At 69.3% G+C, this 12114-nt stretch carries 11 protein-coding genes and 1 pseudogene; 11 read left to right on the plus strand and 1 reads right to left on the minus strand.

Going from position 1 to position 12114, the window contains the following annotated elements; translation table 11 throughout:
• Positions 1-78 precede the first annotated feature (78 nt).
• The 11 genes from OG883_RS36315 (at position 79) to OG883_RS36365 (ending at position 11484) form a co-directional block, all read left to right on the plus strand.
• Positions 79-1212 carry a glutathione-independent formaldehyde dehydrogenase gene (locus OG883_RS36315; RefSeq protein WP_266550810.1) on the plus strand — a complete coding sequence of 378 codons (1134 nt, stop codon included), beginning with the start codon at positions 79-81 and terminating at the stop codon, positions 1210-1212.
• Positions 1213-1844: 632 nt separating this feature from the next.
• Complete coding sequence (locus OG883_RS36320) at positions 1845-2690, plus strand: MIP/aquaporin family protein (protein ID WP_266550811.1); 846 nt, start codon at positions 1845-1847, stop codon at positions 2688-2690.
• Between the two features lie 54 nt (positions 2691-2744).
• Positions 2745-4262, plus strand: coding sequence for a glycerol kinase GlpK (glpK, locus tag OG883_RS36325; protein WP_266550813.1), 1518 nt, complete (start codon positions 2745-2747; stop codon positions 4260-4262).
• Positions 4263-4355: 93 nt separating this feature from the next.
• Entirely contained in the window at positions 4356-6068 is a 1713-nt protein-coding gene (locus OG883_RS36330; RefSeq protein ID WP_266550815.1) for a glycerol-3-phosphate dehydrogenase/oxidase, read from the plus strand.
• A 192-nt stretch (positions 6069-6260) separates the two neighbouring features.
• Positions 6261-6689 carry a DUF6153 family protein gene (locus OG883_RS36335; RefSeq protein ID WP_266550817.1) on the plus strand — a complete coding sequence of 143 codons (429 nt, stop codon included), beginning with the start codon at positions 6261-6263 and terminating at the stop codon, positions 6687-6689.
• Positions 6690-6777: 88 nt separating this feature from the next.
• Positions 6778-7410: a DUF305 domain-containing protein gene (locus OG883_RS36340; RefSeq protein WP_266550818.1), complete on the plus strand. Its 633-nt coding sequence runs from the start codon at positions 6778-6780 to the stop codon at positions 7408-7410.
• 80 nt (positions 7411-7490) lie between these two features.
• The gene (locus tag OG883_RS36345) at positions 7491-7628 is read left to right on the plus strand and encodes a hypothetical protein (protein ID WP_266553315.1); all 138 of its coding nucleotides are present in this window, start codon (positions 7491-7493) and stop codon (positions 7626-7628) included.
• A 199-nt stretch (positions 7629-7827) separates the two neighbouring features.
• Positions 7828-8256, plus strand: coding sequence for a hypothetical protein (locus OG883_RS36350; RefSeq protein WP_266550820.1), 429 nt, complete (start codon positions 7828-7830; stop codon positions 8254-8256).
• 229 nt (positions 8257-8485) lie between these two features.
• Complete coding sequence (locus OG883_RS36355; protein ID WP_266550822.1) at positions 8486-8902, plus strand: hypothetical protein; 417 nt, start codon at positions 8486-8488, stop codon at positions 8900-8902.
• Between the two features lie 132 nt (positions 8903-9034).
• Positions 9035-10183, plus strand: coding sequence for a PLP-dependent cysteine synthase family protein (locus OG883_RS36360; protein WP_266550824.1), 1149 nt, complete (start codon positions 9035-9037; stop codon positions 10181-10183).
• Positions 10180-11484, plus strand: coding sequence for an MFS transporter (locus OG883_RS36365; protein ID WP_266550825.1), 1305 nt, complete (start codon positions 10180-10182; stop codon positions 11482-11484). Before OG883_RS36360 ends, OG883_RS36365 begins: the two co-directional genes overlap by 4 nt.
• Positions 11485-11595: 111 nt before the next feature.
• Here the strand turns inward: OG883_RS36365 and OG883_RS36370 are convergent.
• A pseudogene (locus OG883_RS36370) lies at positions 11596-11748 on the minus strand (TetR/AcrR family transcriptional regulator); the annotation flags it as partial.
• Positions 11749-12114 lie beyond the last annotated feature (366 nt).

The raw sequence follows: 12114 nt of genomic DNA on the forward strand, positions 1-12114 counted from the left end.
CATGAGAGATAGGTCACGCGAATGGCGCGGGCGGGGGGGTGTAAGTCGTATGTGCATTGCCGAGCGGAGGTGGCAGCCATGAAAGCTGTCGTTTACAAGGGACCGTTCACAGTAGCGGTCGAAGACGTTGAAAAGCCCACGATCCAGCACCCGAACGACGTGGTCGTACGGGTCACCTCCACTGCGATCTGTGGCTCCGACCTGCATATGTACGAGGGCCGTACCGCTGCCGAGCCCGGCATCGTCTTCGGCCACGAGAACATGGGAATCATCGAGGAAATCGGCCAGGGCGTTACCTTGCTCAAGGAGGGCGACCGCGTGGTCATGCCCTTCAATGTTGCCTGCGGGTTCTGTACCAATTGTGTCGAGGGATTCACCGGATTCTGTCAGACCGTCAATCCCGGCTTCGCGGGCGGCGCTTACGGCTATGTCGCCATGGGGCCCTGGCCCGGCGGCCAGGCGGAATATCTGCGCGTTCCCTACGCAGACTTCAACTGCCTGAAGCTGCCGCCGGGAAAGGAGCATGAGAGCGACTTCATGCTGCTTGCCGACATCTTCCCCACCGGCTACCACGGCTGTGAACTCGCCCAGGTCCGCCCGGGTGAGAGCGTCGCCGTGTACGGCGGCGGGCCGGTCGGGCTCATGGCCGCCTACTCCGCCCTGCTGCGTGGCGCGAAGAAGGTGTTCGTCGTCGACCGGGTTCCCGAGCGGCTGGAGAAGGCCCGGGAGATCGGCGCGGTTCCGGTCAACTTCGCTGAGGGCGATCCCGTGGAGCAGATCAAGGAGCAGACCGAGGGTGTCGGCACGGACAAGGGTGTGGACGCCGTCGGCTACCAGGCCATGGCGCACGGCACCGACCGCGAGGAACCGGCGACCGTCCTGAACTCGCTCGTCGGCACGGTCCGGGCCACCGGAGCGCTCGGCGTGCCCGGCCTCTACGTCCCGGCCGACCCCGGGGGCCCTGACGAGCAGGCCAAGCACGGCATGCTCCTCGTCTCGATCGGCAAGCTCTTCGAGAAGGGCCTGCGGATGGGTACCGGGCAGTGCAACGTGAAGCGCTACAACCGGTACCTGCGCGACATGATCATCGAGGGCCGGGCGAAGCCGAGCTTCGTCGTCTCGCATGAACTGCCCCTGGACCAGGCGCCGTCGGCGTACGACAAGTTCGACAAGCGGATCGAGGGCTACACGAAGGTCGTGCTGCACCCGTAGGGGAAGGTCCGACGGCTACGCCGTACGAGCCGGGCTCCCACGGCCGGTTGAGTGTCAGGTGTGTGCGGGCACCGCCATAGCGCCGCCGATGGACCGGAGCGCCCGCGCCGTTCGGGCAGGGCGGCGGGCTGTCGGGAGTTCTCTCGTTCCTTCACGAAGATGAGCGCCACCAGGGTCAGTCCCACAACGGCACCGGCCAGTTGGGCGCCGATGAAACGCGACCAGCGGGGCGGTGCCCGGCGCGGGCTGGGGTTCGGCGGAGGGTGCTCGGGGCAGCGGCCTCGGTGGCGGTCACCACCAGAGCACAAACTCAAGGTCACAGACACAGACACAGACACAGCCACAGCCACAGACACAGCGCCACAGCCACAGCCGAGACCTCTGCCGAACCCGGAACGGTTCAGGTTGCAACGGGAGATGCCACTTGGCCGGAGATGCCGCTCGGCATCGCTCCGTGCGCTTTGCGCACCGGTTTCTCCCTCCCTCCGACGACGCCGGCATCGGTCTTCGCCCTGGTCAGGCGCGGTCCACGGCGCCTCGCATGCGGCTGACTCTTGATCGACATACCATGACGTCTTGGGGGACTCGGGCAAGCGACGGGCCGGTCCAGAACCGGCAGGAAGCGGGCTCCCATGGCTGAGCGGCTTAAAAGGTCAGGGCTGGTCGGCGAGCTTTCGGCCGAATTCGCCGGCACCATGATTCTCATCCTCTTCGGTTGCGGTGTGGTGGCTCAAGTAGTCGCCGGCGGAGCTCTCACGGATCCCGCGGGCGGCCTCGGAAACCACGACAGCATCTCCTGGGCGTGGGGCATCGGCGTCACTCTCGGCATCTATGTGGCGGCGCGACTGAGTGGTGCTCACCTCAATCCCGCGGTGACCGTGGCACTGGCCACGTTCAGAGGCTTTCCGTGGCGCAGGGTGGCGCCCTATGTGGTGGCCCAGACGGCCGGCGCGTTCGTGGCAGCCTTGCTGGTGCGCTGGAACTACACCGAGGCGCTGGCGAAGGCGGACCCCACCCACACCATCAAGACGCAGGGCGTCTTCTCCACGCTGCCCGCCAACGGCAACCTGAATCTGCCGGTCAGCGAATGGGGCGCATTCCGCGACCAGATCATCGGCACCGCGATCCTGCTGCTGATGATCATGGCGATCACTGATTTGCTCAACACGCCTCCCGGCGCCAACCTGGCCCCCTTCATCATCGGCCTGGTCGTCGTGGCGATCGGCATGGCATGGGGCACCAACGCGGGCTACGCGATCAACCCCGCACGTGACTTCGGTCCCAGGCTGGCCAGCTTCCTCACCGGGTACGGCGGAGCGTGGCGAGATCAGTACGGGAACTTCTATTTCTGGGTTCCGATCATCGGTCCGCTGATCGGCGGCCTGGTCGGAGCGTTCCTCTACAAGTTCTTCATCGGCCGGTTCCTGCCGTCCGCGGAGCCGGAGCCCCCCGGACGCATGCCGACCCCCGAAGCCTGACCGGCCCCGTGCGAGGCCGCAACCCAGTCCATTCCACAGGAGAGGCGGCATGTCATGGCGGACTTCGTCGGCGCAGTGGACCAGGGAACCACCAGCACCCGTTTCATGATCTTCGACCATGCCGGCAACGAAGTGGCGAAGCACCAGATGGAGCATTCCCAGATACTCCCGCGCTCGGGGTGGGTCGAACATGACCCGGTGGAGATCTGGGAACGGACCAACTCGGTGATCCAGAACGCCCTCCGGCATGGCAACCTGTCCCCGTCCGACCTGGCGGCGATCGGCATCACCAACCAGCGGGAGACAACCGTTGTCTGGGACCCCCGCAACGGGCGTCCCTACTACAACGCCATCGTCTGGCAGGACACCCGCACCGACTCCATCGCGGCCGCCCTGGAACGCTCGGGCCAGGGCGACGTGATCCGCCGCAAGGCGGGCCTGCCGCCGGCCACCTACTTCTCCGGCGGCAAGATCCAGTGGATTCTGGAGAACGTCGAGGGCGTCCGCGAGGCGGCGGAGCAGGGCCATGCACTCTTCGGCAACACGGACTGCTGGGTGCTGTGGAACCTCACCGGCGGCCCCGAGGGCGGAATCCACGCCACCGACGTGACCAACGCCAGCCGCACCATGCTGATGAACCTGGAAACCCTCGACTGGGACGACGAGTTGCTGGGGTTCTTCAACGTTCCCCGGGCCATGCTGCCCAGCATCAATCCGTCCTCCCACCGGGAGGCGTTCGGGGAGACCCGTACCTCCCGGCCGCTGCGCGCCGCCATCCCCATCACCGGGGTGCTCGGCGACCAGCAGGCGGCCACCGTCGGGCAGGTCTGCTACGCGCCCGGCGAAGCCAAGAACACCTACGGCACCGGCAACTTCCTGGTGCTCAACACCGGCACCGAACTGGTCCGCTCGCAGCACGGCCTTCTCACCACCGTGGCGTACCAGTTCGGCGACAGCCCGGCGATCTACGCCCTGGAGGGCTCCATCGCGGTCACCGGGTCCGCGGTGCAATGGCTGCGCGACCAGATGAAGATCATCACTGACGCCGCCGAGAGCGAGCGACTGGCCCGTACCGTCGAGGACAACGGCGGCATGTACTTCGTCCCCGCGTTCTCGGGCCTGTTCGCTCCGTACTGGCGCTCCGACGCCCGCGGCGCAATCGTCGGCCTCGCCCGGTACAACAGCAACGGCCACCTGGCGCGGGCCACCCTGGAAGCCATCTGCTACCAGAGCCGCGACGTGGTGGAGGCCATGGAACAGGACTCCGGCGTCCATCTGGACGTGCTCAAGGTCGACGGCGGTGTGACGGCCAACGACCTGTGCATGCAGATCCAGGCCGATGTCCTCGGCGTACCGGTCAGCCGCCCGGTCGTCGCCGAGACCACCGCGCTCGGCGCCGCCTACGCGGCAGGTCTGGCCACCGGCTTCTGGCGGGACACCGACGAACTGCGCACCCACTGGCAGGAGTCCAAGCGCTGGGAGCCCCAGTGGTCCGAGGAACGACGCGCGGAAGGATACGCGGGCTGGAAGAAGGCGGTGGAGCGCACGCTCGACTGGGCCAAGGTCGAATAGGCCCGTGCCGGGGGCGCCCGACCCGGGCGCCCCCGGCCACGCGCGCAGCGCGGCCGCAGCACCAGGCCAGCCGCAGCACGAGTAGGAGACCCGATGGTGAATCCGATGGCTCTCTCACCCGAGGCACGCGCGGAGGCTCTCGTGCGGCTGGGGGAGGGTGAGCTGGACGTCCTCGTCGTCGGTGGCGGTGTCGTGGGATCCGGGGCCGCTCTCGACGCCGCTACCCGGGGCCTGCGGGTCGGCCTCGTCGAAGCCCGGGACTGGGCGTCGGGCACTTCCAGCCGCTCCAGCAAACTCATTCACGGCGGCCTGCGCTACCTCGAGATGCTGGACTTCCGCCTGGTCGCCGAAGCGCTCAAGGAGCGGGGGCTGCTGCTCCAGGTCCTGGCCCCGCATCTGGTGCGGCCGGTGTCCTTCCTCTACCCGCTGCAACACCGGGTCTGGGAGCGCCCTTACGTCGGCTCCGGCGTGCTGCTCTACGACACCATGGCCGCGGCCTCGGGCAGCTCCAGCGGGCTGCCCCACCACCGCCACCTGCTCAAGCGGCAGGCCCTGCGCGAGGCGCCCGCGCTGCGCTCCGACGCCCTGGTCGGCGCGATCCAGTACTGGGACGCCCAGGTGGACGATGCCCGGCACACCATGTTCCTCGCCCGCACCGCAGCCGCCTACGGGGCATTGGCCGCCAATCGCACCCGCGTCAGCCGCTTCCTGCGCCAGGGCGAGCGGGTGGTGGGCGCCGTGGTCACGGACCTGGAGACCGGCAGCGAGACCGAAGTGCTCGCCAAGCAGGTCATCAACGCGACCGGCGTGTGGACGGACGACACCCAGTCCATGGCCGGTACCCGCGGCCAGTTCCACGTCCGCGCCTCCAAGGGCGTGCATCTGCTGGTCCCGCGCGACCGGATCATCTCCCGCACCGGGCTGATCCTGCGCACGGAGAAGAGTGTGCTGTTCGTCATTCCCTGGGGGCGGCACTGGATCATCGGGACGACCGACACCGACTGGACACTGGACAAGTCTCATCCGGCGCTGAGCTCCAAAGATGTCAACTACCTGCTGGAACACGTCAACCGCGTTCTGGTCACGCCGCTGGCCGCGGAGGACGTCGAGGGCGTCTACGCCGGGCTGCGCCCGCTCCTGTCCGGCGAGGCCGCGGAGACCAGCAAGCTCTCCCGGGAGCATCTCGTCGCGCATCCGGTCCCCGGGCTCGTCGTGGTGGCCGGGGGCAAGTACACGACCTACCGGGTGATGGCCAAGGACGCGGTCGACGAGGCGGCCCGCGCTCTGGACGAGAAGGTGGCCGACTGCGTCACGCAGCGCGTTCCGCTGCTCGGCGCCGACGGCTACCCGGCCCTGTGGAACTCACGGCACAACCTCGCCGAACGCTCGAGGCTGCATGTCGCCCGCATCGAGCACCTGCTGAACCGCTACGGCTCCCTGGTGCACGAGCTGCTCGCCATGGTCGCGGCCGACCCCTCGCTCGCCGAGCCGTTGCCGAGCTCCGACGACTACCTGCGCGTCGAGGCCGTGTACGCGGTGACCCATGAGGGAGCCCGTCATCTGGACGATGTGCTCGCCCGGCGTACCCGGATCTCCATCGAGTCCTGGGACCGCGGCGTGGACGCGGCGCGCACCGTCGCCGAACTGATGGCACCTCACCTCGGCTGGGACCGGGCGCAGCAGGACCGCGAAGTCGACCACTACCTGAAGCGGGTGGCGGCAGAACGCGAGGCCCAGCAGCAGCCGGACGACCGGACCGCCGACGCGGTACGGCTCGGCGCACCCGACATCATTCCGGTGCGCTGAGCGGGGGCGAGGGCCAAGAGCCGGGGCATCCACCTGGAGCTGGTTTCCCTACGTCCCTTTGCCGCCGGGAGCGTGTCGTCCCGAAGCCCGGAGCGGGGCGGGGCAACAGCCCGTTCGATGAGGCGAACGCCTGCGATCGCCGGGCGAGGAGAGGATCGCGGCCTTGCGAGGGCGCCGATTAGGATGGCGGGCATGAGTCAGCAGGCGTGGTGCGCGGCCCGGCCCGGTGGGCTGCGGCTGTATGCGCTGCTTGTGCTGGCCGTGTTGGCGGGTGTGGTGGCCATGCACGGCCTGGGGCCTGCTGTCCCTCCGGCGTCGTCCGGCGCCATGCCGGATGTCCACCATGCGGTCCCGGCCACGGCTTCGTCGCACGCTGACGCAGCCGAATACGAGGACTGCGTCCACGTCGGTCATGACGACGGTGGTGCCGGCGGACATGCCGAGCACGCCGACGCCACATGTGCTGCCGGCGGTACGAGCGGACCGCCCGCACTGCCCGCGCCGGCTCCGGCCGGGACAGTCACCTGCGACACGGCGGACGTACCCGCACTCGTCCCCGCGGCGTCGCTGGGCGGGCGCGCCCCGCCCTCGTTGAGCGAACTGCAACTCCTGCGCATATAGGCGGCTCCGGTGTGCCCGAGCCCCAGTGGCCGGTGCCGCCGTGGAGAGCCATGCCCGATGGAGCACACATTGCAGGAGTCGCACCACCATGACCGCACACCGTTCCCTGATCCGCCGTGCCGCCGCTGCGACGGCCGCGGCCACCGCTGCCGTCGTACTCGCCGCCTGCGGCGGGGGAGATGACAGCTCGGCCGGCCACGCCGGCCACGACAGGACACCCTCGCCCATCGCGTCGGCCTCCGCCGGGCAGGGCGAGCAGAATGCCGCAGACGTAGCCTTCGCGAAGGGGATGATCCCGCACCACCGGCAGGCGGTCGAGATGGCCGAGCTGGCGGAGACCCGGGCGCAGTCCGCCGAGGTCAAGCACATGGCCGAGGAGATCAAAAAGGCGCAGGACCCGGAGATCGAGACCCTGTCCGGGTGGCTCACCTCCTGGGGCGAGGAAGTCCCCGAGAAGGACGAGGGCCAAGAGCACGCCGGTCACTCCATGGCCGGGATGATGACGCCCGGGGAGATGGGCAAGCTGGAGAAGGCTTCCGGCACGGCGTTCGACACCGCATTCCTCGAGATGATGGTCAAGCACCACCAAGGCGCGGTCGAGATGGCGAAGACCGAGCAGGCCGACGGTGCCTTTCAGCCTGCCAAGGACACGGCCGGGGACATCGTGACCTCGCAGAGCGCCGAGATCACACGCATGAACAAGCTGCTCGGCACGAGCTGACCGCACGAGCCGCATGCGGGGGCGGCCGCCAGCCGCCCCCGCCCCCCGGCGCCGCGGTGCTGCTGCCTTCGCGCCGCTCTGTGCCGAGCACGTCCGACAGGCTGTTCCGGGGCGCGCTCCTGGGTGGCTTCGCTGTCGCCTTCGTGATCACCACGCCGCTGAACAAGTGGCTGACCGGCCGCGGCAAGGGCCACGCCGTCGTCCACGCGTACCACTGACTTCCGCGACTTCGCCGTCGGCGACCTGGCGCGTCCGGGCCGTAGAAAGCCTGCAACGACCTTCTCGTCTCTCTGGACTGACACACCGTCCGGCGCCCCGGCGCGGCACGGCGTGCACACCGGATGTGGCCAGATGTCGGCGTGGTGTTGGCGACCGGGGTGGTGGGGAGGTGCCGGGGCGAGCCGTTAGGATCACGGCATGGTCACGGCCTGGTCGTCTTCCCGTACGTCGCGGGCCCGCTCGTCGGCGGGTCCGCTGCGCGTGCTGTGGGTGGCGATGACGCTGTTCGCCTTCGTGTACGCGCACGGCGTGAGCATCGATGGCGTCACCGGCCATCTCGACGCAAACGTGGCCGCGCCCGCGGCGGCCGCCCTGCACGTCGGCGCTGCGGTCCAGGACGAGCCGGTGGACCACCACGGTGGTGGCCACGGCCCGTCCCATCCCGCTCAGGAATGCGTTCCCGGCCAACCGCAGCACACACCTGCTCCGGATGCCCCCAGCGTCTGTGCCCTCGTCGGGGAAGACACTTCCTCGACGCAGCGACCTGCTCTGGTCGCCTTCGGTGACGTGGCGTCGGCCAAGCACTTGCCGAGCACGTCGATAAGGGCCACAGTTCTGCAGATCTAGGATCCGGCGACTTTCCGTCGGCCCCTCATGCCCTCCCGTCCGATCACGGTTCCGGGACAGCCCACCGCGGCTGAGTGCGCGATGAGGCCGGCCGCCGCCGCATCCGGTTTCGCTCATTCGCGCCACGGCGCATGGCGAGGCAGGTTCCTGCGGCGGCTCCCTGACACTGCCCGCCCCGCCCGCTGTTTGATGCGCCTCGTGGTGCACGACGGCCGCTTGCGGAGGAACTGTGCTGTCTACATCCCGCGTTCGCTCGCTCTCCGTTGCCTCCTCACCTGTGCAGTGCCGGCTGCTCGCCCTGCTCCTGAGCGGGCTGCTGCTGATCGTGCTCGACTGTGCGCTGCTGCTGCACGGGCCCGGCCACGCTCACGACTCGGTCCGTACGGTCTCCGGCGCCCAACAGGACACCGGGCAGGTACCGCGTGCTGCGGCACCTGCTGACTCCTCCTGCGCGCCGTCCGGTGCGGACATGGAGGTGACCGGACGTCAGCAGGGGCGTACGCAGATGTCCGCTGCGGTGACGACCGAAGCGTCAGCGACGCGCGCGGCAGCACCCGGTGGAAGTGCGCGGCCCGCGTCGGGGGAGACCCGAAGATCCACTTCCGGCCGCTCGACACTGTGCGCCTTGTGCCGGTGGCGGACGTAGGCCGTGCCCTTCGAGCCGCAGCACGCCGCGGCACCGCCCCCTGCCCCGGCGACCGGGTCACCGGTCCGGGACGGGCGGCGTACGAGAGATCAGCACCCGACGCGCCATTCACCCAATGATGAGAGCCGACTGATGCAGTCTCCGAATACCACCCACCTCACCAAGCCCGGCCACGCCGCCCTGTCAGGGCTGGTGGGCAACACTCCCCTCCTGCACGTCAGCGAGCCCTTCGCCCCTGCGGGACGGGGATTCTGGGCGAAGCTGGAAGGCTTCAACCCCGGCGGAATCAAGGACCGCCCCGGCCTGCACATGGTCGAACGCGCCCGCGCCCGCGGCGATCTGAAGCCCGGGGCGAGGATCATCGAGTCCACCAGCGGCACCCTCGGCCTCGGCCTGGCTCTCGCGGGCATGGTCTACTGCCACCCGGTCACCCTGGTCACCGACCCGGGCCTGGAGACGTCCATGAACCGGCTGCTGACCGCTTATGGCGCCCAGGTCAACGTCGTCTCCGAGCCGCATGCGACCGGCGGCTGGCAGCAGGCCCGCCGCGACCGCGTCACCCAGCTGATGCGGCAGCACCCGGATTCCTGGTGCCCGGATCAGTACAACAACCCCGACAACACCACCGCCTACACCCCGCTCGCCCTGGAACTCGCCGCCGAACTCGCCCACATCGACGTGCTGGTGTGCAGCGTCGGCACCGGTGGGCACTCCGCCGGCATCTCCCGCGTTCTGCAGCAGCTCTACCCCGGCCTGAAGCTCGTGGGAGTGGACACCATCGGCTCGACCATCTTCGGCCAGGCCGCCCGGCCGCGTCTGATGCGCGGGCTCGGATCGAGCATCTACCCCCGCAACGTCGCCTACGACAACTTCTCCGAGGTGCACTGGATCGCCCCGGCCGAAGCGGTGTGGTCCTGCCGACAACTGGCCGCCTCCCACTACGCCACCGGCGGGTGGAGCGTCGGAGCGGTCGCCCTGGTCGCCGGATGGCTCGCCCGCACGATGCCCGAGGACACGCGGATCGCAGCGATCTTCCCCGACGGGCCGCAGCGCTATCTCGGCACCGTCTACGACGACGACTACTGCACCGCCCATGGCCTGCTCGACTCCCCGCCCGCGCCCGAACCGGAGGTGATCGGCCGCCTGGACGAGAAGGAAGTCACCCGCTGGACCCGATGCGCCAGCGTCGTCGACCCGCTCGCCCTCGCTCACGTCGTGGGCCCGGACGATCCGGCCGCCGATGAGATGCGCACCGGGACCCACGTGGAGGAGGACCGGTGAAGGGCACCCTCGCGCAGGTCCGCACCTACAAACGCAGCGTCCAGCTGTTGATGGTGAACCAGTTCACCATCAACCTCGGCTTCTACATGCTGATGCCGTACCTGGCCACACACCTGGCCGGGCCTCTCGGTCTGGCCGGATGGCTTGTCGGTCTGATCCTCGGGGTGCGCAACTTCAGCCAGCAGGGCATGTTCCTGGTCGGCGGGACGCTGGCCGACCGGCTCGGCTACAAGCCGATGATCATCGCGGGAATGGTGCTGCGCATCGTCGGCTTCGCGACCCTCGGGCTCGTCGGCTCAGTGCCCGCGCTGATCGCCGCGTCCGCCGCGACGGGCCTGGCCGGCGCCCTGTTCAACCCGGCCACCCGCGCCTACCTCGCGGCGGACGCGGGGGAGCGGCGAGTGGAGGCGTTCGCGTTGTTCAACGTCTTCTACCAGGCCGGCATCCTGCTCGGCCCGCTGGTGGGGATGGTGCTGACAGGTATCGACTTCCGCATCACGTGCCTGACGGCGGCCGGCATCTTCGCGGTTCTGAGCATCGTGCAGATCCGGGCCCTGCCGGCGCGCCGAGCCGACGACACAGAGGTCCAGTCGGACGGCCGCCGGGAGAGTGTCCTGGCGCAGTGGCGGAGCATCCTGGCCAATCGGCCGTTCCTGCTGTTCTCGCTCGCGATGATCGGCTCGTACGTGATGTCGTTCCAGGTCTATCTCGCGCTGCCACTCGAGGTACGGCGCCTGGGCGGCGAGGGCGAGTTCGGCACGGCTGCGGTGGCGGTGCTGTTCGCCGTGTCGGGTCTGAGCACCATCCTGGGCCAGACCAGGGTGACCGCCTGGTGCAAGGCCCGCATGGAACCGGGGCGCGCGCTCGTCTGGGGTCTGCTGACCATGGGAGTCGCGTTCGTCCCGCTTCTGCTGGCCACGGCCATGCCGGTTCCGGACGGCGGAGTAGGACGGTGGCTGCTCGCGGCAGTGCCGCCTGCGCTGTCCGCGCTGTTGCTGGCCCTGGGAACGATGGTCGCCTATCCGTTCGAGATGGACACCATCGTCCGTCTCTCCGGTGACCGCCTCGTCGCCACGCACTACGGCCTGTACAACACCATCTGCGGCGTCGGAATCACCTTGGGCAACCTCCTCACGGGGGCCGCACTGGACGCGGCCCGCAACGCCGGGGTGTCCGCGCTGCCGTGGGCTGCCCTGCTCCTGCTGGGGCTTGCCTGCGCGGCAGCGTTGTACGGGCTCGAGCGCACAGGCCGCCTCGCTGCACCGGTGCTCGCCGCCGAGCCCGAACCCTCCACGGTCTGAAGCGACCGGCCCGGACTGCGAGGGAGGGCGGCCATCATCCGCCCTCCCTCGCACCGGTCGCCCCCAACCTGCCGGGCGCACCTGTGATTCCCCTGATCGCGCTGCCCTCGTGGTCATCAGGAGGTGGTGGACGGTTCCGACGAGGGCGAGCGCGACCGTAGGTGTGTCGGTGCCGTCCGCAAGGCGTCCGAGCCGCTGTTCGGCCGGCAGGTAGTCGGTGATCGCGTCCTGGACGGCTGTGAAGCCCGGCGCGCCGGCCTCGAGCAAGACATTCCAGGACCTCGCTCGCCGCCGGCTCGCCGAGGCTCTGCGCCCACACGAGCGGAAGGGCGGACTGCGGCTGCGCAGCACCGCCTGGCTGGTCACTGCTCACCGCCCGAAGCAGCCGGCCCGGCCGCCCGGCGGGACGGGCCCCGGCGGCCAGAAGCATTCTCGACCTCACCCTCGGGGCCGCCCGTTGCGTGACCCGCCGACCGGAGTGGCGGTGTGGCCGCTGAGGCCGCCTCCCGGGCCGGAGGCGGTTGCGAAAGATACCCATGGGGGGTATATATTGGGCTCAAGAAGATACCCCCATGGGGTATCAAGATCGATTGCCGCCGGAGGAGATACCGATGGCCTGTCGTACTCCTG

The sequence above is a fragment of the Streptomyces sp. NBC_01142 genome (genome assembly GCF_026341125.1).
Classification (GTDB): Bacteria; Actinomycetota; Actinomycetes; order Streptomycetales; family Streptomycetaceae; genus Streptomyces.

Coding starts and splice junctions, on each gene's coding strand:
- OG883_RS36315 (WP_266550810.1), top strand. CDS start 79: ATGAAAGCTGTCGTTTACAAGGGACCGTTCACAGTAGCGGTCGAAGAC.
- OG883_RS36320 (WP_266550811.1), top strand. CDS start 1,845: ATGGCTGAGCGGCTTAAAAGGTCAGGGCTGGTCGGCGAGCTTTCGGCC.
- glpK (WP_266550813.1), top strand. CDS start 2,745: ATGGCGGACTTCGTCGGCGCAGTGGACCAGGGAACCACCAGCACCCGT.
- OG883_RS36330 (WP_266550815.1), top strand. CDS start 4,356: ATGGTGAATCCGATGGCTCTCTCACCCGAGGCACGCGCGGAGGCTCTC.
- OG883_RS36335 (WP_266550817.1), top strand. CDS start 6,261: ATGAGTCAGCAGGCGTGGTGCGCGGCCCGGCCCGGTGGGCTGCGGCTG.
- OG883_RS36340 (WP_266550818.1), top strand. CDS start 6,778: ATGACCGCACACCGTTCCCTGATCCGCCGTGCCGCCGCTGCGACGGCC.
- OG883_RS36350 (WP_266550820.1), top strand. CDS start 7,828: ATGGTCACGGCCTGGTCGTCTTCCCGTACGTCGCGGGCCCGCTCGTCG.
- OG883_RS36360 (WP_266550824.1), top strand. CDS start 9,035: ATGCAGTCTCCGAATACCACCCACCTCACCAAGCCCGGCCACGCCGCC.